24 protein-coding genes and 2 pseudogenes are annotated in these 26,134 nt (G+C 69.6%); 13 read left to right on the forward strand and 13 right to left on the reverse strand.

Annotated features, from left to right (window positions below; translation table 11 throughout):
* Positions 1-84 precede the first annotated feature (84 nt).
* A pseudogene (locus tag ACIBN2_RS36935) lies at positions 85-400 on the reverse strand (transposase); the annotation flags it as partial.
* 134 nt (positions 401-534) lie between these two features.
* Positions 535-1,014, reverse strand: a complete 480-nt coding sequence (locus ACIBN2_RS36940) for an SRPBCC domain-containing protein (protein WP_399141156.1) — start codon at positions 1,012-1,014, stop codon at positions 535-537.
* Positions 1,015-1,109: 95 nt separating this feature from the next.
* On the opposite strand from ACIBN2_RS36940, the gene ACIBN2_RS36945 reads away from it, so the two are divergent.
* The gene (locus ACIBN2_RS36945) at positions 1,110-1,817 is read left to right on the forward strand and encodes a TetR family transcriptional regulator (protein ID WP_399141158.1); all 708 of its coding nucleotides are present in this window, start codon (positions 1,110-1,112) and stop codon (positions 1,815-1,817) included.
* On the opposite strand, the gene ACIBN2_RS36950 is transcribed toward ACIBN2_RS36945, so the two are convergent.
* From ACIBN2_RS36950 to ACIBN2_RS36970, 5 genes are all read right to left on the reverse strand, one after another.
* Entirely contained in the window at positions 1,792-2,157 is a 366-nt protein-coding gene (locus ACIBN2_RS36950) for a DUF3459 domain-containing protein (RefSeq protein WP_399141160.1), read from the reverse strand. The genes ACIBN2_RS36945 and ACIBN2_RS36950 overlap by 26 nt on opposite strands.
* A gap of 617 nt (positions 2,158-2,774) precedes the next feature.
* Positions 2,775-4,028: an AI-2E family transporter gene (locus tag ACIBN2_RS36955; protein WP_399141162.1), complete on the reverse strand. Its 1,254-nt coding sequence runs from the start codon at positions 4,026-4,028 to the stop codon at positions 2,775-2,777.
* A gap of 121 nt (positions 4,029-4,149) precedes the next feature.
* Positions 4,150-5,421: a phosphopyruvate hydratase gene (gene eno / locus ACIBN2_RS36960; protein WP_399141163.1), complete on the reverse strand. Its 1,272-nt coding sequence runs from the start codon at positions 5,419-5,421 to the stop codon at positions 4,150-4,152.
* A 21-nt stretch (positions 5,422-5,442) separates the two neighbouring features.
* Positions 5,443-6,213 carry a 2,3-diphosphoglycerate-dependent phosphoglycerate mutase gene (locus ACIBN2_RS36965; RefSeq protein WP_399141165.1) on the reverse strand — a complete coding sequence of 257 codons (771 nt, stop codon included), beginning with the start codon at positions 6,211-6,213 and terminating at the stop codon, positions 5,443-5,445.
* Positions 6,210-6,707, reverse strand: coding sequence for an inorganic diphosphatase (locus tag ACIBN2_RS36970; protein ID WP_399141166.1), 498 nt, complete (start codon positions 6,705-6,707; stop codon positions 6,210-6,212). The genes ACIBN2_RS36965 and ACIBN2_RS36970 overlap by 4 nt, the downstream gene beginning before the upstream one ends.
* Before the next feature lie 1,175 nt (positions 6,708-7,882).
* Between ACIBN2_RS36970 and ACIBN2_RS36975 the strand changes: the two are divergent.
* Positions 7,883-9,061, forward strand: a pseudogene (locus tag ACIBN2_RS36975) (PP2C family protein-serine/threonine phosphatase).
* 57 nt (positions 9,062-9,118) lie between these two features.
* On the opposite strand, the gene ACIBN2_RS36980 reads toward ACIBN2_RS36975, so the two are convergent.
* A complete protein-coding gene (locus ACIBN2_RS36980) occupies positions 9,119-10,024 on the reverse strand; it encodes a LysR family transcriptional regulator (protein ID WP_399141450.1) in 906 nt (301 codons plus the stop codon).
* Positions 10,025-10,169: 145 nt separating this feature from the next.
* Between ACIBN2_RS36980 and ACIBN2_RS36985 the strand changes: the two genes are divergently transcribed.
* The 3 genes from ACIBN2_RS36985 to ACIBN2_RS36995 all read left to right on the forward strand — a co-directional run bounded on the left by ACIBN2_RS36985 (position 10,170) and on the right by ACIBN2_RS36995 (position 13,492).
* A complete protein-coding gene (locus ACIBN2_RS36985) occupies positions 10,170-11,288 on the forward strand; it encodes a PrpF domain-containing protein (RefSeq protein WP_399141168.1) in 1,119 nt (372 codons plus the stop codon).
* Complete coding sequence (gene dctA / locus ACIBN2_RS36990; RefSeq protein ID WP_399141170.1) at positions 11,285-12,700, forward strand: C4-dicarboxylate transporter DctA; 1,416 nt, start codon at positions 11,285-11,287, stop codon at positions 12,698-12,700. The genes ACIBN2_RS36985 and dctA overlap by 4 nt, the downstream gene beginning before the upstream one ends.
* A 258-nt stretch (positions 12,701-12,958) precedes the next feature.
* On the forward strand, positions 12,959-13,492 hold the full coding sequence (locus ACIBN2_RS36995) for an HIT family protein (RefSeq protein WP_399141172.1): 534 nt from the start codon (positions 12,959-12,961) through the stop codon (positions 13,490-13,492).
* Positions 13,493-13,734: 242 nt separating this feature from the next.
* Here the strand turns inward: ACIBN2_RS36995 and ACIBN2_RS37000 are convergent, their stop codons facing one another.
* The gene (locus tag ACIBN2_RS37000) at positions 13,735-15,099 is read right to left on the reverse strand and encodes an MFS transporter (RefSeq protein ID WP_399141174.1); all 1,365 of its coding nucleotides are present in this window, start codon (positions 15,097-15,099) and stop codon (positions 13,735-13,737) included.
* A gap of 94 nt (positions 15,100-15,193) precedes the next feature.
* Here ACIBN2_RS37000 and ACIBN2_RS37005 point away from each other — a divergent pair, with 94 nt between their 5' ends.
* The 4 genes from ACIBN2_RS37005 (at position 15,194) to ACIBN2_RS37020 (ending at position 17,507) form a co-directional block, all read left to right on the forward strand.
* On the forward strand, positions 15,194-15,922 hold the full coding sequence (locus tag ACIBN2_RS37005; RefSeq protein ID WP_399141176.1) for a FadR/GntR family transcriptional regulator: 729 nt from the start codon (positions 15,194-15,196) through the stop codon (positions 15,920-15,922).
* Positions 15,923-16,087: 165 nt separating this feature from the next.
* Positions 16,088-16,384 (forward strand): hypothetical protein, encoded by a 297-nt coding sequence (locus tag ACIBN2_RS37010; RefSeq protein ID WP_399141178.1) that lies wholly within the window; start codon positions 16,088-16,090, stop codon positions 16,382-16,384.
* Positions 16,381-16,767 carry a fic family toxin-antitoxin system, toxin component gene (locus ACIBN2_RS37015; protein WP_399141180.1) on the forward strand — a complete coding sequence of 129 codons (387 nt, stop codon included), beginning with the start codon at positions 16,381-16,383 and terminating at the stop codon, positions 16,765-16,767. Before ACIBN2_RS37010 ends, ACIBN2_RS37015 begins: the two co-directional genes overlap by 4 nt.
* Positions 16,768-16,991: 224 nt before the next feature.
* Entirely contained in the window at positions 16,992-17,507 is a 516-nt protein-coding gene (locus ACIBN2_RS37020; RefSeq protein ID WP_399141182.1) for a VOC family protein, read from the forward strand.
* Between the two features lie 311 nt (positions 17,508-17,818).
* Here ACIBN2_RS37020 and ACIBN2_RS37025 read toward each other — a convergent pair whose 3' ends face one another.
* Positions 17,819-18,652 (reverse strand): PIG-L family deacetylase, encoded by an 834-nt coding sequence (locus ACIBN2_RS37025; RefSeq protein WP_399141184.1) that lies wholly within the window; start codon positions 18,650-18,652, stop codon positions 17,819-17,821.
* Positions 18,653-19,151: 499 nt separating this feature from the next.
* Here ACIBN2_RS37025 and ACIBN2_RS37030 point away from each other — a divergent pair, with 499 nt between their 5' ends.
* The 4 genes from ACIBN2_RS37030 (at position 19,152) to ACIBN2_RS37045 (ending at position 21,427) form a co-directional block, all read left to right on the forward strand.
* On the forward strand, positions 19,152-19,550 hold the full coding sequence (locus ACIBN2_RS37030) for a hypothetical protein (protein WP_399141186.1): 399 nt from the start codon (positions 19,152-19,154) through the stop codon (positions 19,548-19,550).
* A 329-nt stretch (positions 19,551-19,879) separates the two neighbouring features.
* Positions 19,880-20,242, forward strand: a complete 363-nt coding sequence (locus ACIBN2_RS37035) for an ArsR/SmtB family transcription factor (RefSeq protein ID WP_399141188.1) — start codon at positions 19,880-19,882, stop codon at positions 20,240-20,242.
* Positions 20,226-20,762 (forward strand): SRPBCC family protein, encoded by a 537-nt coding sequence (locus tag ACIBN2_RS37040; protein WP_399141190.1) that lies wholly within the window; start codon positions 20,226-20,228, stop codon positions 20,760-20,762. The genes ACIBN2_RS37035 and ACIBN2_RS37040 overlap by 17 nt, the downstream gene beginning before the upstream one ends.
* Positions 20,762-21,427 carry a dihydrofolate reductase family protein gene (locus ACIBN2_RS37045; RefSeq protein ID WP_399141192.1) on the forward strand — a complete coding sequence of 222 codons (666 nt, stop codon included), beginning with the start codon at positions 20,762-20,764 and terminating at the stop codon, positions 21,425-21,427. Before ACIBN2_RS37040 ends, ACIBN2_RS37045 begins: the two co-directional genes overlap by 1 nt.
* A 936-nt stretch (positions 21,428-22,363) precedes the next feature.
* Here ACIBN2_RS37045 and ACIBN2_RS37050 read toward each other — a convergent pair.
* From ACIBN2_RS37050 to ACIBN2_RS37060, 3 genes are all read right to left on the reverse strand, one after another.
* A complete protein-coding gene (locus ACIBN2_RS37050; RefSeq protein WP_399141194.1) occupies positions 22,364-23,281 on the reverse strand; it encodes an SCO1860 family LAETG-anchored protein in 918 nt (305 codons plus the stop codon).
* Positions 23,282-23,863: 582 nt separating this feature from the next.
* Positions 23,864-25,222 (reverse strand): 6-phospho-beta-glucosidase, encoded by a 1,359-nt coding sequence (locus ACIBN2_RS37055; protein ID WP_399141196.1) that lies wholly within the window; start codon positions 25,220-25,222, stop codon positions 23,864-23,866.
* Positions 25,219-26,004, reverse strand: coding sequence for a DeoR/GlpR family DNA-binding transcription regulator (locus ACIBN2_RS37060; protein WP_399141198.1), 786 nt, complete (start codon positions 26,002-26,004; stop codon positions 25,219-25,221). The genes ACIBN2_RS37055 and ACIBN2_RS37060 overlap by 4 nt, the downstream gene beginning before the upstream one ends.
* Between the last annotated feature and the right edge of the window lie 130 nt (positions 26,005-26,134).

A 26,134-nucleotide genomic window follows, 5' to 3' on the forward strand; every position in this document is an offset into this window, starting at 1 on the left:
CAGCTTGCCGCCGGTCGCGCAGGTCGACGGCCCCTCCCCAGGTCGACGGCCCGTCCGCGCGTCGGCGGGATCCGCCGGCGGGTGCGGGCAGGTCATGGCCAGGGCATCCGTGTGAAACTTCCCGGCATCGGCGGTGACTTCATGGGAGCAGGCGACGGCGAGCACGTAGCCGACCCCGCATCCTTCAAGCGTGGATCGCAGATTCGGGTTGCCGCCGTGGACCTCGTCCCCCGCGACCGGCCCACGCGGCGCCCGACGCCAGGAACCGGCCGATCATGGGGGCGGCCGGCTGCGGCATGGTCACGAAGACAACGTCCTCACCCGGTCCAGCCGCCCGGCAGCAGTCCGGGTCGCACGTCCACGAGCGCGGGATGTACCGCTCACGGTCCACCACCGCATGGTGGGATGCCGACCGGGTCCGCGATGACGTGCGCGAGTACGTGGCCCGGCCGAGCACGTGCCGCATACCGTCCGGACGGGGTTCGACGAAAGTGCGGCCCTCGTCTTCACCTGGTGGTGGACCCAACGAGATCGTCAGGTCCTGGGTTTGAGAGTGCTTCCGGGGCGCAGATTGCCGTCCTCGCCCAAATCGTTCAGCACAGCGGGCAGGCCGACACGCAGCATCTTCCGCCGGACATGCCCCAGGATCTGAGTCATCAGGAGTCCGCCTGCACCCGTGAAGCCCGTGTGGTCGTAGGTGAAACGCGTTCCTGTGCCATGAGGTTCGATGCGGTAGGTGACCTCGGTGGTCTCGCTGCCGCCATGGTCGGTCCACGAGTAGCGCAGCAGCCGGGGCCTGTCCACCTCCAGTACGACACAGGCGACGATGCCGCTCCAGCCGGGCTTGGGCTTGGCGATGAACTGGAACCGGGTGCCCACGGTGGTGGCGAATCCTTCCGGGCGTGCCCCGGCTCCGGTCGCGGTCCACAGCGGTATGAGCCCGGGGTCCGTGACGGCGTGCCAGACCTTGGCGGGGGCGTGCGGATAGTCGTGGACGATGTGGATGGCGCTCATGGGGCTCCTGAAGCGGTCGAACGAAGGGCAGAAAATACAGCGACTGAAAATTTACAGTAGCAGTAAATATCCTGCCGCTGTACTACCCTGTCGCCATGAGCACGGTGGACTGGACGGCATGGCGCCCGCAGGCCGCGGAGCCCGAGGCGGCAGGGTTGCGGGAGCAGAAGAAGCGCCTGCTGCGGCAACGGCTGACCGACACCGCAACCGAGATGTTCCTGGAGCGCGGCTTCGACGCCGTCCGCGTCTCGGAGATCGCCCAGGCATGCGGAGTGTCGGAGAAGACGGTCTTCAACTACTTCCCCACCAAGGAATCGCTCATCCTGGACCAAGGCGAGACCACGATGGCCGCCCTGCGCGCCGGCCTGGCCGACACGGACCACTCTCCGGTCGAGGCGGCGCTGCGGATCCTCTCCGACGAGCTGCGCGCCATGACCTCCTGGATCTCCGCGCAGGACGACCCCATTCAGGCCGCCGCCATGATCAGGCGCTTCGGCGCGCTGACCAGGTCCTCACCCTCACTGAGGGCCTACCACCGGGACATGACCGACCGGCTCGTCACCGTCGCGGCCGAGGTGCTGGCCCAGCGCACCCACAGCAGCCCGAACGACCCGGAACCGCAGATCGCGGCAACCGCCCTGCTCGGACTGTGGTCAATCCAGTTCCAAAGCCTTGGGAAACATCTCGACGGCTCCCGCACGCCGACACAGATCCACGAGGCAGTGACCGCCGACGTCCGCCGCGCAGCCACGCTCATCGACACCGGCCTGACCGCGTTCAAAGATGCCGCCCCGACCCGCTGACGCGCTCAGCCTCCGGGGACAGCTTCTCTGCCGTCGGTGCCGACGCCGTCAGGATCCGGGCGCCCGCGGGCAACGTGACAGGGTGAGGGCTGAGGTTGGCCATCACCTCGACGGCTCCGTTGGCGATGTGCAGCACGTCGTCCGGCGAGTCGCACCAGTGGAGCTCCCCAGCTCCTAACCGGTGGCACCGCCGCAGGGTGAGCAGTCGGCGGAAGAGCTGCAGGGTGAGGTCGGGGTCGCCTTCGTATCCCCGAGCGGCATAGGTGCCGTAGGTCGACACCTGGCGCAGCCAGGTGTCCCGGTTCTCACGAAGCCGAAGGCGGTTGCGCCCACCGTCCACGGCAGGGGTACGCGGCAGCCGTCCGGTCCGCGGATCGTGTGTCCGGAGCGGTTCCCACACCGGGTCCTGGCGTGCGGAAGTAGAAGCCCCTACGCCCAGGCCGCCGGCATGGTGGCCAGAACGCCACACCACGGCACGCCGGCATCCTCCCACCGCCGGTCGCCCAGGGGCATGGACACGTAAGGCGGGCCGGGAGATGCGCGGCTGCCGCGACCGACAGCACCGGCACCGCGCCCGGCCCCCGTCCCCGGCATCTCCGCCACGCCGAACCGCACCCTCCGCAGCGGACAGTGCTTGGCCCGGCCCGGACAGCGTGTCGGCCTCCGCGGCCATCGCCCGGACGACAGTGCGCCCAGTACGCAGCACCGATCGACGTCCGCGCCTGACCTCAGGCCCTGACGTTCACGTGACGTACGGCTTCCGACCCGCATCCGCGCGGAGACCACCTCACTCCGCTCCCCCACGCTTACTGGAACCGTCGGCCAGAACGGAACAGCAGACGACGCCGCCCGCTCGTCATCAGACAGCAGCAACAGTTCCAGCTTCGGGCCGCGACGAGGAACTGACGCACCAGCAGCAGACGGCGCCGGGACGGGAAGGCTCATCGAGCCGGTGCCTCAGCCCGGCGGCGACGGCCCGCGTCGGCCTGGATCAGGCGGGGCGCGCAGTTCGCCCTGCACCGCCCAGGCCACCGACACCATCGGCACCGCCACGACCGCGCCGATCACCCCGGCCAGGATGCTGCCGGCGATGACCGAGACGGCCACAACTACCGGGTGCAGCCGGACCGCCCAGCTCATCACCAGCGGATGCAGTACGTGGCCTTCGATCTGGCCGACGACGACGATCAGTGCGAGCACCACGAGCGCGATGACCGGCCCGCGTGAGGCCAGGGCGACCACCGTGGCCACGCCCAGCGCGATGGGTGAACCCACCAGCGGAACGAACGCGGCGAAGAACTCCAGAAGTGTCAGCGGCAGGGCCAGCGGCACTCGCAGCACGAACAGCGCGATGCCCACCAGCACCGCGTTGGTGGCCGCCACGATGACGATGCCCCGCGTGTACCCGGCGAAGGTCCGCCACGCCGCCCGGCCCGCGCGGCCCCACGGATCCCGCGCCCGCTGGGGCAGCCACTCCTGGAAACGGTGCCAGAACCGGTCACCCGAATGGATGAAGAACAGTGAGCAGAACAGCGCGAGCACACCGGCGGTCAGCACCTCCACCAGCCGTCCGGCACCACTCACCGCGTTGCTGATCAGTACGGAGCGGTGCTCGGAGACGAAGGTGTTCACCTTGTCCTGAAGGTTGGACGTCACCGTGGGGCTCACATGGAAGGGAGGGCCCTGCAGCCACCGTTCGATGCGCCCGATGCCCCCGCTGAACTCCCGCCCCAGCTTGTCCCATTCGCTCGCCACCAGCTCGCCGACCAGCGCCAGCAGACCCAGGACCACCAGCAGGCTTCCTACGACACTCAGCACCACCGCAAAAGTTCTCGGCAGCCACCGCGTCAGCAGATCGGCGAGGGGACGCAGCACCGAGGTAACGACCAGCGCGAGGAACAGCGCCACTGCGACCAGCTGCAGACGGCCCAGAATCGCGAAACCCGCGTAGACGGCCGCTCCGAGCACCAGCAGCCGCCACGCGTAGGCGGCACCCACTGTCAGCCCGTGGTGCACGGCCGCACCGTCCTCGGTTCGCCGGGCCGCTGCCGACGCCCTGCGGGCGCGGGCCACCGCCCCCACTCCGCGGGCCGGCCGGCTACCCAGCACGACGTACCGCATCCGCCGCTGCCCGCGGCCGGTGCCACGACGGCCGCCGGAGCCCGCACCCGGCTCTCGGTCCGGTCGACGCGAAGCGTCGCTCACCTGCACGTCACCGCCTCACGTCGTCGGGACCACGCAGCTACGTGTCCCCCAAGGGGCCGTCTTCTAAAATCGCCGGTGGTCCCACGGCCCCGGCAGGACCAAATGGATCTGCGGCGTTCGCGTGCCGTCAGCGGTGCAGCCAGTACGGCAGGGACGGCTCGGCGGCGGCGATCTCGATGAGCCGGTTGTACTTTGCCACACGCTCGCCGCGCGCCGGGGCGCCCGACTTGATCTGCCCGCAGCCGGCGCCGACGACCAGGTCGGCGATGAAGGCGTCCTCGGTCTCGCCGGAGCGATGAGAGACCATCTGGGCGTACCCGGCCTCGCGGCTGACGCGGATGGCCTCCAGGGTCTCGGTGACGGTCCCGATCTGGTTGACCTTGATGAGGGAGGCGTTGGCGGCCTTCTTCTCGATCGCCTCGGCGATGATCGCAGGGTTGGTGACGAACAGGTCGTCGCCGACCAACTGGATGCGGCCGCCCAGACGTTCGGTCAGGCGGACCCAGCCGTCCCAGTCGTCCTCGCCGAGCCCGTCCTCGATGGACCAGATCGGGAAGCGGTCGACCATCTCCTCGTAGCGGTCGATGAGTTGGTCGCTGGTCAGGGACTCGCCCGCGACCCGGTAGCGGCCGTCACCCGCGTCGCGGAACTCGCTGGCGGCCGGGTCCAGGGCGATGGCGATGCCGTCGCGGCCGGGCGTGTACCCGGCGTCGGTGATCGCCTCGACCAGTTCGGCGAGGACGTCTTCGGGGCGGGCGATGTCGGGGGCGAATCCGCCCTCGTCGCCCAGGCCGGTGGGGTGGCCCGCCCTGGCCAGGCGGGCCTTGAGCTTCGCGTACACCTCTGCCCCGGCACGCACTGCCTCGGGCAGGCTGGGGGCGCCGATGGGGGCGAGCATGAACTCCTGGAAGTCGAGGTCGTTGGCGGCATGAGCGCCGCCGTTGACGACGTTGAAGTGCGGGACGGGCAGCTGGGGCCTGGTGTCGGCCGCCTCGGCGAGGTAGCGCCACAGCTCCTGCCGGGTCGTCAGTGCCTGGGCGCGGGCGGCGGCGAGGGAGACGCCGATGATGGCGTTGGCGCCGAGGCGTGACTTGGTGTCGGTGCCGTCCAGCTCGACGAGCGCGGCGTCCACGTCGCCGAAGCCGGCGTAGGAGCGGCCGGTCAGCGCGTCGGCGATCTCGCCGTTGACGTGGGCGACGGCCTTGGTGACGCCTTGTCCGCCATAGCGGGCGGCATCGCCGTCGCGCAGTTCGACGGCCTCGCGGGTTCCGGTGGACGCCCCGGAGGGAACCCCCGCACGGACATGGAGTCCGTCGGCGGTGTCCAGCGTGACGGCGAGGGTGGGACGGGCGCGAGAGTCGAGGATCTCGGTGGCGTGCAGGCGGGCGATGCGCAGCATCGGGTGTCCTTCCGGTCGTTGTCAGACGTGACCCTCGGCGGCAACCGCCACCGCGGCGCCCCGGGCCCGGTCCGGGGCGAGATAGGAGCCTCCGGGCGGGAGCGGCTGCAGATCGGGGGCGAGGTGGTAGACGAGCGGTTCCGCTGTCGGGATGTTCAGCGCGCGCAGGGCGCGCTCGCCGAGCCGGTCCAGGAGGGTGACGAGGGCGCGCAGGGAGTTGCCGTGGGCGACCAGCAGGGTGGCGCCGCCGGCGAGTGCGGGCGCCGGCACGTCGCTCCAGTACGGCTTCACCCGGGTGAGCAGGTCGGCGAAGCTCTCCACGGACGGGATCGCCTCGCCCGGCAGGCAGGCGTACCGCGGGTCGGCCCGCAGCAGGGCCAGCCGGTCCCCGGGGAGCGGCGGCGGGACGGCGTGCAGGGAGCGCCGCCAGTGCTGGTACTGCTGCGCTCCGGCGTCTTGGCGGATCCGCCGTTTGCTCTGGCTGGTCAGGGCGCCGTACTGCCGTTCGTTGAGTCGCCAGGTGCGGTGTACGGGTATCCAGGCGCGGTCGAGGCGGTCGGTGACGATCTGCGCGGTGCGGATGGAGCGGTGCAGGAGCGAGGTGTGCACGACGTCCGGCAGGAGCCCGGTGCCGGCGATGAGCCGGGCCGCGTCGGCGGCCTGTTCCTCGCCGTACGGGCTGAGCCGGTAATCCGCCCAGCCGCCGAAGACGCCGGCGGCGTTGGCCTCGCTCTGCCCGTGTCGCAGCAGGATCAGCGTTCCGGAACCCGACGGTCCCGCCGGCCGTTTCACGCGTGCTCGTTCGTGGGCTGCGCGGCACGTTCGCGGGAGGCATCGATCTCCGCGTACGTCTGCTCGCGGCCCTCCCAATGGGATCCTTCGACGGACTTGCCGGGTTCGAGGTCCTTGTAGACCTCGAAGAAGTGGCTGATCTCCAGGCGATCGAACTCGGGGATGTCCGTGATGTCCTGCACGCCGGCATAGCGCGGGTCGTGCGCAGGCACGCACAACACCTTCTCGTCGGGCCCCTTTTCGTCCTTCATGACGAACATGCCCACGGCCCGGCACTCGATGGTGCAGCCGGGGAAGGTGGGGTCGCCGGTCAGCACCAGAGCGTCGAGCGGGTCGCCGTCGCGGCCCAGGGTGTGGTCGATGTAGCCGTAGTCGGCCGGGTACTGGGTGGAGGTGAACAGCATCCGGTCCAGGCGGATGCGGTGCAGGGAATGGTCCATCTCGTACTTGTTGCGGGAACCCTGCGGGATCTCCACGATCACATCGAACTCCACAGCGGCCTCCTTGCCTCATCGGTTCGGTTCAGTGCGGCGGGGGTACGGCTGCCGCCGGGGTACCCATGTGCCGAGCCTGCTCGAGCTCGTACCCCAGCGGGACGTCGAGGGGACAATCCCTGGCCGGAGGGCGGCGTGCCGGTCAGCGGCAGCCGGCCGCGCAGCCGGTGGAAATCCGACCGGGCGTGCCCGGCGGGTGAGCATCGGCCGGCGGCCCTGGCGGCCGCGGCGGGCGACCTGGCCGAGGGCGCGGCGCCACGAGCCTCCGTCGGGCAGGAGCAGGGGTGGGGCGGGGCCGGCGCGCGGGCTACGGGCATGTCTCCTCCTGGTCAGCACGGCTGGACCAGGGACCGTCAGCGGACGCCTCCGCGGTTGCGGTGAGCCCCATCACCGGCACGGCCGCGAACAACGCTGCGTGCTCTTCCAGTGTGCGCCTTGCTCCATTGCAGGCCGGTGCGCCGTTGTTGGGCATGGGCCGGACGGGGTAGACCACCGGGACGGTCAGCGCACGATCAGCACCGAGCAGGGAGTGGGGCGGCTGATCTTCTTCCCAGTGGAGCCCGGGAAACGAGCACGGCCGGTCCCGGCATGTCTCTCGGCTCAAAGTCCGGGACTCGGCTACCTGTTACAACGCAGGCAAAACTGTGAGACGCACCGAGACGCTCAAAGAGCGGCCCCGGGACGGTGGTTGAGAACACGCTGATTCAGACCGCCTGTGAGGCCCGCATGCGTTCAATCGCACGCAGGGCCTCGGTGCGGGCCTTCTCGCCCGCTTGATCCATGCCGGAAGCCGGGCGACGACCGTCATCTTGCGGCCCAACTAGGCACACAGCCAGCTATGCCGTGTCTCCGCTTGCAGCCACAGCGGCTCGTGGAAATAGGGATCCGTAGCCCGTCCCGTGCCCCGAAAGAAGCCGAGACATGCGACAGCGAGGCCACCAGCCCGGTGTGCGACCCACGGTCGTGTCACGGCAGGTCGGGGCGCAGACCGGTGGGGAACATGGCTGCGGGCTCGCGGCCGGGGTAAGGAAATGTGATCGGCCTCGCGGCAGGCGCACATGTGACGTGGCGGGGTCGCAGCGGCGATGTCTGTCGTGCCGGTGGAAGTGGCGTTCGCAGTTCGGAGGCTTGTGGTGCGTGATCGGATCGGGCTGCACCTGTCCGTCACCGACGCCATGGGCCACCACGTGGTCGCGCGCCACGACATCAAGAGCGCGCACTGGTGCGGCGTCCTCCGCCGCCGCCAGCACATCCCCCAAAATCTGCGTGACCGGTTCGGCGCGCGGTATGTGTCGTTCCTGTTCGTCGACGTCGTCGGCAGGCGTTTGCTGCGGGTCAGCGACAACGCGGCCTCGCAGCAGGAGCACAACGCCGAACAGGTTCCCCTCGCCGGCAGCAGCGCCTGAGGAACAGTTCCAGGACACCGATGGTGTCGCCCCGGTTCGTGACCGGGGCGAGCACCCGCTGTCGCTGCCTACGCTCCGCAGTCCGCAGTCCGCAGTCCGCAGTCCGCAGTCCGCAGTCCGCAGTCCGCAGTCCGCACCAGCTTCTGCGTGCGCGGCACCTCGTCGTATGGGTGTCGTGGTCGAGGGAGTAGTCGTAGGTGTCGCCGGCGATGTCGGAGGCCGGGACCAGCGCGGACGCCTCACTGATGGCCACCCTCCTGGTCAACGCCTCCCGCGGCGCCCGCCGCGCGGGAGCAGACCTCGCCGAGCAGGCCCGGCAGGTCCACCAAGCCCTCCTCGACCATGGTTGGCGGACCTCCGCCACCGGCCAGTTGGTACGCATCGCCCTGGACCGAAGCTGCGCCCAACTCGTCAACGCCGGCCACCTCTGACCGCTGAGGCTGCGTGACGGCACGGTCGAGGAGCTGCGTCTGGCCGTGAACCTGCCCTACGGTGTCGTCGACCACGGCCCCTACCGGGTGCAGGACCTGGATCTGCGCCCCGGCGACCGCCTCGTCCTCTACACCGACGGCATGCAGGACCGCCAAGCGCAGGCCGTCGACCTGCCCGGCCTCATCCACGACACGGCTGCCGAACATCCCCCGCGAGGTGGTGCGCACGATGGTCGCCGCCGTCGCCGACGCTTACGAGGGCGGGCAGCCAAAAGACGACACCACCGTCCTGTGCCTGGACTGGCGCGGCCCCCAGTTACGGCCCGACGGCGGAAGCCGCCGCGCGAACACCGGTGCCCGCGCACCGGGACGCGCTGCCCCGGATCCGCTGACCAGGCAGGCCACGATCACCTCGGATCCCGTGCTCACTCCGGATCACGCCGCCGAATGCAACGTATGGCCGGCGTTGCTTGCCGCCGCCCGTTGCTCACGTCCAACACCGAAGTGCGGGGCCTGAATTGGCGGTGCTGAGCACTACGGTTCCCCGACCGGCGGGCGTGGTTCGCCGTCGGCGTCAGGGTGTCCGGGCCGCGGCGGCGTCGCGCAGGAGTCCGGCGAACGTCAGGGCGGCGGGGGTGAGCGAGTGGTCGGCCATGCGAACCAGGAGGATGCGGCGGACGGGGGCCGGCGGCTGGAGCGGCAGGACGTTGACACCGGGTCGGATGCCCTCCAGGGCCAGGGTGGGGGCGAGGGCGACGCCGATGCCGGCGGCGACCATGGCCTGGGCTTCCTGGTAGTCGTGGGCCTCGTAGGCGATGTGGGGCTCGAAGCCGACGGCGCGGCAGCCGCGGACGAGGGCTTCGGCCACCGGGTGCTGTTCGGCGCGGGTGATCCAGGGGTCGTGTGCGAAGTCGGCGAGTGAGGCGGCGCTGCGGCCGGCGAGTGGATGGTGGTCGCTGACGAGAAGGGCCGGCGGGTCATCGAGGAGGGGGGTGATGACGATGTCCTCCCGGTCGATTCGGCTCCAGTCGTAGTCCCACATCAGAGACATCTCGACCTCCCGGTTCTCCAGCATCGTCCAGAGCCCGGCGATGCGGGCGCTGCGGACGGTCAGCCGTACGTCGGGATGGGCGTCCCGGAAGGCGATCACGGCCTGCGGGAGGAGCGAGGCACCGACGGTGGGGAACGTGCCGATGCGCAGGGTGCCCGCGCGCAGGCCGGCGTAGTCGGCGAGTTCGTTCTCCGCGGCCTGCAGTTCGCGTGCGATCCGCTGCCCTCGTTCGGCCAGCGCCCGTCCGGCGTCGGTGAGGGTGACGCCCCGGGCGTGACGTTCCAGCAGGGGCTGGCCTGCCTCCGTTTCCAGACGGCTGATCTGCTGCGATACCGCTGACGGGGTGTAGCTGAGAGCGCGGGCCGTCGCGGTCACCGAGCCGCGCCGGGCGACCTCGGTGAACAGCAGGATGCGCCGGACGTCGAGCATGCCGCCACCTTCAGCGTTCACTTGAGCTTAATAGCTATGCAGATTTCCGAGATTGTACTTCACGCTGCCGTAACCCACCGTGGAGGGCACCACGCACGGCAAGTCCGTCGGTGGGCTTCCCTTTCCATGTTGTGAGGAGTCAGTTGTGCTGCGTCTGCAGGGCGAGATGATCCGCGGAGGAACCAGCAAGTGCTGGATCTTCGAACATCGCGACGTGGCCGCCACGGGCGTGGACGTCGATGCCCTGCTGCTCGCCGCCTTCAATGCCGCCGACCCCCGCCAGATCGACGGCGTGGGCGGCGCGTCCTCCACCACCTCCAAGGCCGCCGTCGTACAGGCGTCGGCCCAGCCCGATGTGGATGTCGAGTACGCCTTCGCGCAGGTCGGTATCGGCGACGAGCGCGTGGAGTGGGCCAGCAACTGCGGCAACTGCGCCACCGCCGTGGCCCTGTACGCCGTCCACCACGGTCTCGTGCCCATCGCGTCGGACACCACCACCGTCCGCATGCTCAACGTCAACACCGGGGCCCGCCTCACCGGCACGATCCCCACCCCCGCGGGCGTGCCCCCGGAGGAGGGCACCGCCGTGGTGCCGGGCACCTCGGCGCCGGGAGTGCCGGTCCTGCTCGGGTTCCAGGACCCGGCAGGCTCGACGACCGGCCGCGCTCTGCCGACCGGCCGGGCATTGGACGAGTTGACCGGCCCGGACGGTCCCGTCGAGGCATCCCTGGTGGACGCGGGTGCGCCGGCCGCGCTGTTCGAGGCCAAGGCGTTCGGTCTCGACGGCACGGAATCCCTCACCGCGTTCGCCGCCGCAGTGCCCGCACTGACGCTGCTGCGCCGCCAGGCAGCGCTGGCCATGGGCCTGGCCCGCGAGGACGGTCCGATCAGCCACGCGGTGCCGAAGGTGGGCATCGTGGCCCGCCCCGCTCCCTATCGCACCACTCAGGGCACACTCGTCAACCAGGACGAGTACGACCTGGCCGTGCGCATGGTCTCCATGCACGCCCCGCACCCGGCGATCGGCCTGACCTCCGCCGTGGCCCTGGCCACGGCCGCCGCCATCCCCGGCACCCTCGCCCACCGCGTCGCCCGGCAGACCGCCGACGGCACGCTGCGCCTGGGCACCCCCGCCGGCGTGGTCACCACCCAAGCCGTTCCCGCACCGGACAGCGCGTCCCCCACGGTGCTGCTGCACCGCGCCGCCCGGCGTATCGCCCGAGCCGAACTCCTCGTTCCCGTCCTGGAAGGACGCCCCGCATGAGCCGCAACGACGCCGCCCCGGGTACCGTCACCGCACCACCGGGCCGCATCCGCCGGATGCTGTCCCACCTCTACATCCAGTGCCTGATCGGCGTCCTCCTCGGCGCCGCCGTGGGCGGCCTGTGGCCGTCGGTCGGCGCTGACCTCAAGCCGCTCGGCGACGGCTTCATCGCGCTGGTGAAGATGTTCATCGCGCCGATCATCTTCTGCACCGTCGTCCACGGCATCGCCTCCATGGGCAACGCCCGCGCCGTCGGCCGCGTGAGCCTGAAGGCCCTGGTCTACTTCGAGGTGCTGACCACCGTGGCCATGGCGATCGGCCTGCTCGTCGTCAACGTCGTCAAGCCGGGCAGCGGTCTGCACATCGACCTCTCGAGCCTGTCCACCAAGGGCCTGCCACCGGAGGCGACCACGGCCCACGAGGGCTTCGCCGCCTTCCTCCTCGCCACCATCCCGGCGACCCTGGTCAGCGCCCTGACCGGCAACGAGATCCTGCCGGTGCTGCTGGTGTCGGTGCTGTTCGGCTTCGGCCTGCACGCCAGCGGAGAGGCCGGCCTGAGCATCGCCCGGGGCGTCGAGAAGTTCTCCACGGTCCTGTTCACGCTCATCCGCTGGATCATGCGGCTGGCCCCCATCGGCGCGTTCGGCTCGATGGCCTTCACCATCGGCAACTACGGGCTGGGCACCCTGCGCCATCTGGCCTTGCTGGTCGGCTCGTTCTGGCTGACCGCCCTCTTCTTCGTCCTGGTCGTCCTCGGGACCGTGATGCGCCTGAACGGACTGCGGCTGCTGCCCTTCCTGCGCTACATCAAGGAAGAGCTGCTGATCGTCCTGGGCACCTCCTCCACCGAGCCCGTCCTGCCGCGCATGATGGCCAAGCTTCAGCACGTGGGCGCCTCGAAACCGGTCGTCGGCATCACGCTGCCCGCCGGGTACTCCTTCAACCTCGACGGCACTGCCATCTACTTGACCATGGGCTCGGTCTTCCTCGCCCAGGCCCTCGGCATCGACCTCAGCCTCACCCAGCAGCTGGCCATGCTCGCCGTCATGCTGCTCACCTCCAAGGGCGCCGCAGGCGTCACCGGCTCCGGCTTCATCGCCCTGGCCGCCACACTCGGCGCTGTCCCGCACGTCCCGGTAACCGCCCTCGCGCTGATCTTCGGCGTCGACCGGTTCATGTCCGAAGCCCGCGCCCTGACCAGCCTGGTCGGCAACGGCGTCGCCACCCTGGCTGTCGCCCGGTGGGAGGGCGAGCTGGACGAGGACCGCGCCAGGGCCGTCCTGCGCGGCGAGATTCCCTACGCCCCCGCCCCCGCTCCTTCTGGGGTGCCGGCCGAGCCCGCTCCGCAGCAGCCGCCCGCACCCGAAACGATGCCCGAACCAACCCGCGACCCGGTCCCCGCCGCAAGCTGACATTGCGTGGGCGGGCCGGCCCGGAGCAGACGCTCCGGGCCGGCCCGCCCACGTTGCAATACGACGCCTACTCGCCGCCCGGGCTGATACGTCGAACGCCTCATGCTTCCGGCCGCAGATCGTGATTCGAGCTCGTGGGTGCTGCCGACGAGGCTTCGCGGGTCATCATTTGCCTGGGGACACGTCTTCCGGTTTGCCGTCCGGTGCCGTCGGCTTCGCGGCACAGCAGACTGCGGCACCCCGATGAAAGGAACGCAGGTGTCGGCTGACCGGCAGTCCACAGATCTTGAGGCATACTCGGCCCGCGCACGAAGCGGGCCATGCTTCGTCTGCGCGTTCCTGGCCGGTCATCCGGACTACCGGCACGAGACGGTCTTCGAGGACCAGGACCATGTGGCGTTCCTCGACAAGTGGCCCACCGTTCCTGGGAAGGTGCTCGTCGCACCCAAGGCACACATCGAGCACGTCGTCCGCGAGCTGGACGAAGCGGCCTATCTCCGGCTCATGCAGGTGGTTCGCGAAGTCGCGCTGGCCGTCGAAAGTGTCTGCGGATCCGAGCGAACGTACCTGTACTCCCTCGGCAGTCAGCAAGGCAACGCTCACCTCCACTGGCACGTCGCCGCCTTGCCGGCCGGAGTCCCTTACGAGCAGCAGCAGTTCCATGCCTTGATGACCGAGAGCGGAGTGCTGCCCCTGCCACCGGAAGAGGCCTCCGACATGGCCGCACGCCTCCGCGCGGCCGGTGCCGCCCTGGGCATTCTTCGCATGCCGGAGGATCCCTGCGACATGTGACCACGCTGGTTGGGGCTTCCACGCTCAAGGCGTAGCCGTCCGGCAGGGCGACCCGGACCATGCCGGTGTCGTCCAGTCGGCTACGGCGGCGCAGCAACTCCCGCACTTGCGCTGATACTTGGGTCCGCCCACCGCCCCGTCGCGTCGCGTCGCGTCGAACACGGCGTAGACCCGATCGCCGGAAAGCCCGATCTGCTTCGAGTTCGCACCGCACCGGGACGGCAGACGCTCGGTGACCTCCCTCAATCGCCCGAAACGACATGGCCTTCCCGGGCTGAGTCATGGGTCGCAAGGACCGCTTGCGGGACGGTGACCTCGGGGACCTGGCGTGGCATGAGCAGCAGTGCGGCCATGGCGACGAGTGCGCAGCCGATGATGTACCAGCTGATGTAGGTGCTGGATCCGGTGTGCTGGAGGATCGCCGCGGCGATGAGCGGCGCCGGTCCGCCCGCGATGACCGAGGCGAGCTGATATCCGAGCCCCGCACCGCTGTAGCGCACGTTCGTCCCGAACCCTTCGGCGATCAGCGCGGCCTGGGGCCCGTACTGGATGTCGTGGAAAACGAGGGAGAGCACGATGGCGAGCAGGACAAGGCCCGAACTTCCCGTGTCGAGCATCGTGAAGTAGGGGAAGGCGAACAGGCCGACGCAGCAGATACCGATCCCGTAGACGAGGCGCCGTCCGAAACGGTCGGAGAGGTGGCCGAACAGTGGGACGCTGATCAGACCGACGGCCGCTGCGATGAGCGTGTCGTTCAGCAACTCGCCTTTGGGGAGCCCGACTTTCTCGGTGCCGTACGTGAGCACAAACGTGATGAAGAGGTAGAAGGGCGCCTGCTCCGACATGCGTACGAAAGCGGAGGTCAGCACGGCGCGGGGCTGATGGCGCAGCACGCTCCAGACGGGCTGACTGACCACCACGCGCTCCTGCTTCACCTCGGTGAAGGCCGGACTCTCCAGGACCCGCAACCGCACGTACAGGCCGATGCCGATCAGCACCGCGCTGGCGAGGAAGGGCACGCGCCAGCCCCAGCTGTCGAACCCTCCGCCCGCGACCGAGTTCATCAGCTTGACCATGCCGGTCGAGGCGAGGAGCCCCAACGGCACGCCGAGTTGCGGCCAGCTCGCCATCAACCCGCGCCGGTTCCGGGAGCCCCACTCCATGGACAACAGGACCGAGCCGCCCCACTCCCCGCCCACGCCGATGCCCTGCACGATGCGCAGCAGGACCAGAAGCACCGGAGCGGCGAGCCCGAGAGAGGCGTAGCCCGGCAGGAGGCCGATGAGGAAAGTGCTCACGCCCATTAGGAGGAGGGTGGTCACCAGGGTGGACTTGCGGCCGACCCGGTCACCGATGTGCCCGAAGATCGCGGCCCCGAGCGGCCGGGCCGCGAAGCCCACGAACTGCGTGCCGAACGACGCGAGTACGCCCGTGTACGTGGCATGGCCAGGAAAGAAGACGTGAGGGAAGACCAGGGCGGCCGCGGTTCCGTAGAGGAAGAAGTCGTACCACTCGATCGCGGTGCCCACCGTGCTGGCGATCACTGCGCGGCGGCGATGTCCGAGTGTCGCTTCGGGGACGGCTGCGGGGGTATGTCTGGTGGCCATGACGACTCCCAAAAGTGGTTGAACCACTGACCCACTGAACGAGTTTCGGAGAGAGTGCTAGCCTTCTGAAGGGGTGTCAAGAGGGGGCGCGGGGATGAGTGAATCTCTACGACCGGTCGGTCGTCCGCGGCTGTACGAGCAGCTCGTCGAGCGTCTCCACGCCTATATCGAGGAGGCCGCACTCCAGCCGGGCGATCGACTGCCCGCCGAACGTGAGCTGGCCGAGCGGCTGGGCGTCAGCCGCAACTCCGTCAAACAGGCCACCGTTGTGCTGGAAGTCCAAGGCATCGTCGAGATCCGCCACGGCGGCGGAACCTATCTGCGCCGCAGAAATTTTCCGGCCGAGCCCGTCGCCGCGCTGCTCGACCGGCGACAGCGTCTGCCCGACGTCCTAGACGCCCGGGAGGCGATCGAGACGAAGATGGCCGAACTCGCCGCGGCCCGGCGTACGGAGGACGATCTCGCCGCGATGGACGCGGCACTGGACGCGATGCGGCGTGCCATCAAGGCCGGAGATCTCGGTTGCGAGGCGGACCGGGACTTCCATGCGGCCGTCGCCGCCGCGTCGCACAACCCCGTTCTCATCGAGTTCTACCGGCAGTTGGCCCCGCGCATCGCCGAGACCCGCGCCGAGTCCCTTCGCCAGCCGGGCAGGCCGCCGCGTTCTCTTGCGCAGCACCAGCGGATAGCCGACGCGATCCGCGCCGGGAACATGCGACAGGCCGCAGCAGCCGCACGCCGCCACGTCCGCACCGTGAGCGACGTCCGCCTGCTCTCCTGGCACCCGGACGACGACGCCGGGCTGGACGGCGACCGCTCGTAACAGGCGAGCACACATAACACCCCTGCGCCGAGACCGGTGTACGCACGGCGGGGACGGGCGCACACGAGGTGCCCGACGGCCACGAAGCCGGTCCCAGGGCCGGGGCCGGCGCGGACCGCATCCATCTTGAGGCGCACACGCGATACCGCTGGTACCGTGGATACCATGTCCGAACCCAAAGCGATGAGCCTGCGCTTTCCCGACCCCGCACAGCGGGCCGCCATCGCGGCCGCGGCCAAGGAAGCGGGAGTCAGCCTGCAGGAGTACATCCTCTCTGCCGCCTACGACCGTGCGACCGCGGTGGAGCGACGGTTCCTGGACGGCTTCAAGGCGTCCATGGACCGTAGCGGCGCGGCCTTCGCTGCCGAGCCCAGCAGCGTGGACCCCAGCCCCGAGCAGCGGGCAGCCGAGCAGGAAGCGCAGCGGGAGCTCGGGCACAAGAAGCGGGGCCACGCCGCGTGACCCAGCCGGAACCGCTCCACCCGCTCGACGTCACCTTCCTCCTCCACGCCGCCGAGCTGCTCGACGGCGATCCGCAGGTCGACGACTACGGACCGCTGTACGCCGCTGTCGCCCGGGTCAATGCCAGGGCGATGGAGCGGGCCATCTACGGCTCCCTGCATCTCAAGGCCGCAGCACTGCTGCAGACCCTGACAAGACTGCCGTGCCTGGAGCACTCGAACGAAGCTTTCGCCTGGCACGCGACCGAGGCCTATCTGATCCTCAACGGGCGCGAACTCGACTACCCGCCCAAGGCGGCCGTGGCGCTCGTGCGCGACACGGCCTCCGGAACGCTCGGCATCCCCCGGATCGCACGCCAGCTGCGCGACTGGTCCGGCACCTGATCCGCATCAGCTGGGCGGTGTGCAGCAGCGGGGATCCCTGAGGCCGCGCACAATGCCCCAGTTGTCCGCACCTGCCGCGAATCGGCAGGATAGCCTGGATTACTGGAATAGAGGGATCAGCTGGGTGACGGCGTTGCGGTTGCCGCCGGTGGTAATCGTCGTCGCGGACCTGCTGCGCGACGCGTAGGCGTTACTCGATCTGCGACCCCTGAGACGAGGAACCCATGGCCGACACACCCACCCGCAGCGGAGCCGACCTGCCCGCCATCGAGGCCGCACGGCGACGCCTCCGAGAGACGCACCTGCGGCCGGCCGGACAGCGGCCCGCCTCCACCGCCAGAGGGCTGCACCACACCGCGCTGATCAGCAGCGACGTCGAGCGGACCATCAACTTCTACCAGGACCTCCTGGGCTTCCCTCTCACCGAGCTGATCGAGAACCGGGACTACCCCGGCTCCTCACACTTCTTCTTCGACATCGGCCACGGCAACCTGCTGGCATTCTTCGACTTCCCCGGCCTCGACGTCGGCCCGTACGCGGAGGTGCTCGGCGGGCTCCACCACATCGCGATCTCCATGGAGCCCGACCACTGGACCGAGATCGTGCGCCGCTTCGACGACGCCGGCATCGACTACGTCATCCACAGCGACGTGTCGGTGTACTTCCGCGACCCCGACGGCGCCCGCATCGAGCTGATCGCCGACCCACTCGGCGAGATGTACGGTCACAAGGTGCTGTGACGTCCGAGCCGGTCACCGCCCTCGACCGCACGCGTCGACCTGCGCAATGCCACCCGGCGCGCTGCCGATCTGCGAGGCGCCGATCTTTTGAGCAGCCGCCGGGCTTGTGATCTGAGCTGTTGCGCACCTTCCGAGCACGGCACGGTGTCGGGTCCGCGGTGCGGGCCCTCGCCGACGCCGTCGACGAGAGCCCGCGGGAGCGAACCCCTCCTGGACAAGCCTTCAGCTGCGTGACGTGCTCGATCGCACCGTGCGGCCGATGAGATTTCCGAAGGCCAGGTCCGGGTCCGGGTCAGGGTCGAGCAGGCGGATCAGCGTAGCCCGGCGAAGAGGTCGTTCTCGGGTACGGCCGCGCCGGTGGCGTCCTGGACACGTACGAAGGTCTCCATGCCCATCAACTCGCCGAACCTCTCCTTGCCCATCTTGAGGAAGAAGATGTTCTCGCCCTGGCTGGCGTGCGCGGCGAGCGCGTCGAACTTCTGACCGCTGAATGCGGTGGTGTCGACCCACGTGGTGATCTCATCGTCGGGGAGGCCGATCTCGGCCAGCGCGGCGGCCTCGGCCGGATCCGGCTCCGGCATGTCCTCCCCGAACTCGCGCATGATCTCCCCGAACCGCTGCACCCCGGAGCGGGGCATCGTGGTCCAGTACACCTTCGGTGCCAACGTGGTCATTTCCAGCGCCGCCATCGTGATGCGGTGGGCCTGGATGTGGTCGGGGTGGCCGTAGAAGCCGTTCTCGTCGTAGGTGACGACCACATCGGGCCGGTAGTGCCGCATGAGTTCCGCGAGGCGGGCGGCGCCTTCCTCCACGGGGGTCTGCCAGAAGGCTCCGGGGGCGTCGTTGCTCGCCCAGCCCATCATTCCGGAGTCGGCATAGTCCAGCATCTCCAGATCGCTGACCTTCAGCACATCACAGCTCTCCTCGAGTTCTTGACGACGCATCAGGGCGACGGCCGACGAATCGTGCCCGGGATCGCCCGGCTTGACACCCCCCGGTCCGTCACCGCAACCACCGTCGGTACACGTCACGAGAACCGTGCGGATGCCCTCGGCTGCATACCGCGCGAGGACCCCTCCGGTTCCGGTGGCCTCGTCGTCGGGATGGGCGTGCACTGCCATGAGCGTCAACGGTCGGTCAGTCATGAAAACGGTCCTCCAATAGAAATACGTCTTGGTCAGGATGCACGGCGGTCGTACCGCGCCCCCTGGGCCCGGATTCTGCCGGACGGATGACATTGCCATCTCCGTGTTCCCCGCCCGTGCAGCACCCGTCCTACGGTCGGTGCAACAGTGCCGGCCGGACCAGCTGTTCCCGGGGCAGCCGCTTGGCTGTCCGCAACTCAAACGCGCTACGGACGCGACCTGCACGTCTCAGCGCCGCGTCCGAAGCAGAGGCTGACCGCATTGATCGGCGAGCTGCCTCTGCATCGAGACGCTCGAGCTCCTCCTGGGCGCCGGCGAGGCTGACGTGCCAGTCCTCCACCTCGCCGAGCTGGCTTTCGCGCTTAGACAGCATCTGACATGGGTCGATCTTCACTACGCGCCCGCTCGCCGGTGCGGCGGCCCGTGCGAGTTCGTTCCTGCCGGGCTCGCGACTCCCTGCGCCATCTGCGATGTCAGTGGTGGCTGTGATGCTGGCGGCATGATCCCTTGGAGCCTGCTCGATCTCGACGGAGCCCTGCGTGCCAGTTGGGCCGCCGACACCTGTTCGCCCGATGACCGGGCCGACTGGCAGAGCGGCAACCCGGCCTGGGGGCACTGTGACATCACGGCCTTGATCGTCAACGACGTCTTCGGCGGTGATCTCATAGTGGGTGAGGTGCACCTCGACGGGGCCCAGCACGGTTTCCACTGGTGGAACCGCCTGCCCAACGGTGTTGAACTCGACCTGACGCACGAGCAGTTCCAGCTCGGCCAGACCGTTACTGCTGCCCGTGTCGTCGAGCGCCCGCCGGGCCCCCTGCCGCGCCGCTGGGAGGAGTACCTCCTTCTGCGTGAGCGGGTCATCAAGCACCTCGGTCATCTTCCGGAGCCCGTCTGATGGGGGCCGGAGTCAGCCCGGCTGGTTCAGCGGGACGGCGCCCTGACCGGTGGTGCCCTGAGCCAGCCGTAGCGAGGAGCCTTCCGTCGGGCAATGTGCGCGAGGGCAAAGAACCGGTCGACGGCGGCGGTGGCCAGCGTCTTCGGCGTGATCGAGTCGGACCCTGACGGATGGAGGTTCCTTCATCGACCGGCTTCGGTCTGGGCCGGCGCGGGCCGCCGTCTCTGTCCTGCGGAAGGCCGGGTTGATGGGAAACGCCGCTCCGTCCGGCTCGCACAGGATGGGCGACGGAGCGTTGACGCATTCCGATATAGGCATATGATGGCGCCATGGCACGAGCGGCTACGACCTCGGACGCGTTCAACGCGATCGCCGAACCGCAGCGGCGGGAAATCCTGGTGCTGCTGCGGGGCGGCGAGCAGCCGGTGACTGACCTGGCGCGGAACCTGGGGATGACCCAGCCGCAGGCGTCCAAGCACCTGCGGGTCCTCCGGGAGGTCGGGCTGGTGCGGGTCCGCGGGGCGGGCAAGCAGCGGCTGTACGGCCTGGACGCCCGCGGACTGCAGCCGATCCACGAGTGGGTGGGCGGCTTCGAACGGTTCTGGAGCGAGAGCTTCGACCGGCTGGACGAGTACGTGCAGGAGTTGAAGCAGGCAAGGCAGAAGGGACCACACGATGGCGACGACCAGTAGCGGCGGCGAGCCTGTACACGCGAACGCGGACCGCGAGATCGTGATCTCCCGGGTGATCGGCGCCCCGCGGGCTCTGGTGTTCGAGGCGTTCACGCGGGTCCGGCACCTGTCGCGGTGGTGGGGTCCGGAAGGGTTCACGACCACGACGCGGTCCTTCGACTTTCGGGTCGGCGGGGTGTGGGACTTCGTGATGCACGGGCCGGACGGGACCGACTACCAGGAGTGGATCACCTGGCGGGAGATCGTCCCGCCGGAGCGGATCGCGCTGCTGCACGGCGAGTCCCGCGACGACCCCAACGCCTTCGAGTCGGTCATGACCTTCGAGCCCGCCGGGGAGCAGACCCGGATCGTGATGCGCGCGGTATTCCCCACCAGGGAACTCCGCGACGAGGCGGTGGAGAAGTACCACGCGATCGAGGGCGGCGAGCAGACGCTGCGCAACCTGGCGGCCTACGTCGCCGAACTCACCGGGAACGAGACCGCCGGGATCGAGACCACACCGAAGGGAGCGGAGGGCTGATGGCCGGGAAGGTGTTCTTCAGCGTGACGATGTCGCTCGACGGCTTCATGGCGCCCGACGCCGTGTCCGTCGAGGACGTCTTCTCGCCCGAAGGTCAGAACGACCCGAGGGTCCGGCGCTGGCTCACGAAGTGGTCGGAGCTGCAGGCGTGGGTGTTCCCGCAGCGATGGTTCAGGGAGAACCTCAAGCTCGGCGAGGGCGGCGAGGAAGGACTCGACAACGACATCGCACGGGCGACGTACGAGCGCACCGGCGCGAGCATCATGGGCAAGCGCATGTTCGACGGCGGCGAGCTGGCATGGCCGGAGGAGGCGCCGTTCCACACACCGGTGTTCGTCGTCACCCACACCAGGCGCGAGCCGTGGGAGCGGCCGGGCGGCACCACCTTCCATTTCGTCAACGACGGCATCGAGAGTGCGCTGCTCCAGGCCCGCGAGGCCGCCGGTGACCGCGACGTGCGCATCGCAGGCGGCGCCGAGACGATCCAGGAGTACCTCGACAGCGGCCTGATCGACGAGTTCTCGATCACCCTCGCGCCCGTGCTGTTCGGCACCGGCATCCGCCTGTTCGACCGCGTGGACGCCGACCGCCTCGCGCTGGACCAGGCCCGCGCGGACGCATCATCCCGGGTGACCCACCTGACCTACACCGTCGGGAAGCGGTAGCCCGCGTTCCCGCAGTGTGCGGTGCCGGCGTGTCCCCACAGGGCGAGGTGGCCGGTCGGACAGGTCAACTCGTCAGTCACGCACGATAGTTGAATTCACAGCAGCACGGGACCGCTCGCGTCGCGGGAGTTGCGCAGGGTGGAAACCCGACCGAGCAGCGACTCCCCGTTCTGCCACTGCGCCAAGCGCCCAGCAACGTGCCGCAGTTCACACGCCCGCAGGCGCCGGCAGGGGAACAGACACGGACTGTTCACCGTTCATCCATACGTGGCTGCGGAGGGGACAGTGTCCCCGGGCCTCACCTATTGCCCATGGGGACGATCGTCCGGCTGAAGCCCCATGGAGCCTTCCGCCGAGAGGCGACCGCCCTCCGCCAGCCACCACCTCACGGCCCCGACTGGCCTCCCCCGTCCAGTCGGGGCTTTCATCTGCGTGCACCGCCAAGTGCCATCGAATGATCGCGGATCCGGAACAGGCCGCCCAGGTCGAGGCACTGGCCAAACGTGCGCGCGTCTGTGAGCCGGCCCGGCAGGACGGACGTGCCGTGGCCTGCGTGAACACGTAGTGCCGGGCTCTCTGACAAGAGGTCCACGCACAGGCCGCGCGCGGCGCCAGGGCGAGTCGGTGCAGCGGAGGGCGCGCGAGCGCAGAGCCGCTGCAGAACTGGCCGACGCCGAGGCATCGGGTACGCGATGCGCTTGTGACGAACCACAGCGGCTCTCCCCCGCCGACGCCGGTCAACTCAACCACTTTTGACGGTTGTTGAGTGACCGTCGCCGCCGGTGTGCGGTCACGATGCGCTACCGGCAGTGTGAACCCGCTCGACCACGAACGGCTTGTCCGTGGTCTCCGCGCGAGCGGAGGTGAACCGCTGACGCTGCCCAGTCGGCACGTCTACTGTCACCCGGCTGTGGCCTGAGCCGGTCAAGCTGCAGCTCAACGCCGCCTGTGGCTGCGGGCGCGGGCCAGTACCAGGCTGCCTCCTCCGGCGACGATGAAGACGGCGGCCGCTCCCGCGAGGTAGGGCGTGAGCGGAGTGCTGCCGGTCTCCGCGAGATTGGTCCCGCCGTGCTCGCCGACGGACTGAGGCCGGGTGTCGGAGCGACCGGGCCCCGCAGCGGCTGACGGCTCCGCAGCGGGAGATGTTCCCGCTGCCGCAGACGTGCAGTTCGCCTCGGCCAGCGTGACCGTTCCCTCCACTCGGGCGACGTTGAGCTTCAACGGGTCGATGGAGACGTGCAGTTGAAGCGCCGTGGCGGCAGCGGCGCGGCTGGTCGTCTCCGTGCGGGACAAGGCGAGCTGCACCGTGCCGACGTCGGGAACCTCCACCGTCCTGGTGCCGCGAACCGTCAGCGGGATCCGCTTGCCCAGGACGGTGACCGGGCCGGGGATCGCCGATGTGGCAACGGGCTGCTCTCCGGCCTTGCAGACCGCGGTGGCGGTCACCTCCTCGACCTCCACCAAGGAAAGCAGCGGCACCCCGGGAACATGAACCCGCGCGTGGACGAGATGGGTGGTTGCCTGGGCCGTGCGGTGCGTGACCTCGGCCCTGGCCGTGGCGACATCCGCCCGCAGCACGCTGACGGGCTGACCGCCCTCGACTGCGTCGAGCCTGACGTCGAGAGCCTTCTTCTCGGCGGTCGCGGGAGCGTGGACCTCGTTGAGCGAGGTGTGCAACGGCAGCGGCGCGAGCCCGCCGAGGCGTGAGACATCCAGGCTGGTACGCAGGACGGCCGCGCTGGCGCTGCCCTTCTTCATGTCGCCGGTGTGCGCGGACGCCGCAGTCCCCACTGCGACCGGCGCGGCGGCGAAGGCGCCGACAACGAGCAAGGCGGCCCATCCGCGAGCGGACACGGACGGGAGCGAGACAAAGCTGTTCAAGGTGACGATTCCCCTGCTTGAAAACTGCCGAACGATGAGAGACGACACCGCTCGTCGACATCCGACGCGACGGCACCTGCCCAGCCTCATCCTGTCGACACCGATAGCGCCGAGACGTGCACGAAATGCCCATTCGCCACAAAGAGTTGGTTTCTCACATCAAGTTCGACCGGGCGGCACGTTCATCCGAACAACCCGCCGGTGCAGCCAGGCCCCTGCCTCGCCGTCCGCCGGGTCGTCGCAAGGCCTGGTCAACGGGGTGGATGACCGACCGCGTCGTGGTCCACCCCGGCAGGGGGGCCGGCGGAGCGGGCCGATCACCACCCAGCAGAACGCGTAGGCAGCAGGGGCATCGGCGGCGCCGGCGCGGAAGTTGGACGGCGACGCCTCTCGGCCCTGGGGGCCGGCCGACTGACTGGCTGACTGGCTGACTGGCCGGGGGCCACCGACCAGTCCGACGCCGACTGCTCGCCTGGGTTTGGGGAAGCACCCGTCCCGCCCGGCCGTGTTCCTCGCTGCGACGGTCGCCTGCGCCGGCCGTCGCAGCGAGGTCACTCAGCCGAAGACGGCCGCCACTTCCGGGATGCGGGCGACGTAACCGTCCAACAGCCTGCGGCCCACGGACACCGAGTCGACCAGCGGGTGCAGCGAGAACGCCTTGACGGCGTCGGCGCGCGACCCGGTGGTGGCCGCGGCGATGGTGAGCCGCTCGACCGCCTTGACCTGCTGCATCAGGCCCGCCTGATGCAGATCGGGCTGGGTGATGGTCAGCGGGTGCACGCCGTTGGCGTCGACGGTGACCGGCACCTCGACGACCGCGTCCTGAGGGAGCGCGGAGACCGTCGTGCCGTTGCGCACGTTGAGGATCATCGTTGCGCGCTCGTTGCGGCTGATGGCGGCCATCACCGCGAGCGCGACGCCCGCGTAGCCCTGATGCGCCGGATCCGGCCGGAAGTCCTCGTCGGCCTCGGCCTCGCCCTGCACGGCTCCCTTGGCCTCGGCCATGTAGTTGGCGCTGCGGTTGGCGACCGTCTCCCGCCACAACTGCACCGTCGAGCCTTCGGCGGCCTCCGTCACCCGCCGGTAGAACTCCTGTTGCTGCCGGGCCAGGAACTCGCCTCGGGTCTGCGGGGCGTCGAGGATGGAGCGTACGGCGTCCCGGTTGAAGTAGTAGTAGTACAGGTACTCGTTGGGGATCAGCCCGAGGTCGCGCAGCCACTGCGTACCGAAGACGACCCCCTCCTCCAGACCACGAAGTCGCCGCTCGTCCGCGAGCAGGCGGGGCAGCACGTCCTCTCCGTCGTGCAGGACCCGGCGCATCCACCCCAGGTGGTTGAGGCCGACGTAGTCGAACTGCGCCCGGGACGGATCGAGGCCAAGGGTGGTGGCGATACGGCGGCCCAGGCCGGACGGCGTGTCGCAGATGCCGAGGACCCGGTCGCCGAGAACGCTCTGCATCGCCTCGGTGATCATGCCGGCGGGGTTGGTGAAGTTGATGACGTACGCGTTCGGCGCAAGCCTGCGCACGCGGTGCGCGATGTCGAGCATGACCGGGATCGTGCGCAGGCCGTAGGCGAGACCGCCGGGCCCGGTGGTCTCCTGCCCGAGGACGTCCAGGTCGAGAGCGACCCGCTCGTCGCACATCCGGCCTGCGAGCCCGCCGACGCGGATGGCCGCGAACACGAAGTCGGTGCCCTCCAACGCGTCGTCGAGAGAGGTGGAGACCGTCACCCGGGGCGCGTCGGCGTGGCCGTCCGCGAACCGGGCGAGCACCTCCGCCATCGCCTTGAGGCGGGCCGGGTCGGTGTCGTACAGCCAGACGTCGTCGATGCGGGGAGAGCCCTGGTCGCGCAGCAGGGCCTGGTAGACGTACGGCACGCGGAATCCGCCGCCGCCGAGGACGGTCAACTTCATGCGAGTATCACCTTTCCGTCCGCCTCGCGGCAGAGCTGGAGCGTGTCGGGGTCGGCGCCGCCGGTGGTGATCAGGACGTCGATGTCCGAGAGCGAGCACACGCGCAGCGAGCCCGTGCCGGGGAATTTGGTCTCGGCGGCGACCAGGACGACCTTGCCGGACGTCTCGATCATGGCCTGCTTCAGCGGTGCCTCGACCGCCATGTTGTCCACCACGTGGCCGTTGGGCCGTACCCCGGTGCAGCTGAGGAACAGCAGGTCGGCGCTGACCTGCCGCAGTGCCTGCTCGGTGAGCGAGCCGACCAGGGACTGGTAGTTGCGGCGCAGGACGCCGCCGAGCATCACGAGCCGTACGGCGTCGTCGTCGCGCAGCTCGTCGAGGACCGCGAGGCTGCTGGTGATCACGGTGATCGGGCGGCCGCGCAGTCGGCGGGCGATCGCCCGGGGCGTGGTGCCGATGTCGAGCACGATCACGCTGTGGTCCTCGACGAGCTTGGCGGCCTCCTCGGCCATCGCCTCTTTGAGTGCCGCGTCGCGGGTGGCGACCACGTCGAAGGGGATCTCGTCCGCGGCCTGCTCGGCGGCGGGCTCCGCGGCCCCGCGCAGCGACAATGCCGCACCGCCGTAGGTGCGGACCAGCTCGCCGTTGCGGTCCAGCAGGGTCAGGTCCCGGCGGATCGTGGACTCGCTGACCTGCAGGCGTTCGGCGAGCTCACGTACCGATGCCACCCCGGTGGTACGGAGCGACTCCACGATCTTCGCGTGTCTCTTGCTCGAAGTCACGCATCGAAGATAGCACCGGATGACCGAAGTCAGTCATGCGAAGGGGAAACTTCGTCGTAACTGACTGACTCTTGTCATTCCACTTGTGTGGTGCTCATAGTTGAGCACTTGGTCAACGGTCGCACCGGAC

Origin of the sequence: Streptomyces sp. NPDC050534 (genome assembly GCF_044457745.1) — a bacterium.
Classification (GTDB): Bacteria; Actinomycetota; Actinomycetes; order Streptomycetales; family Streptomycetaceae; genus Streptomyces.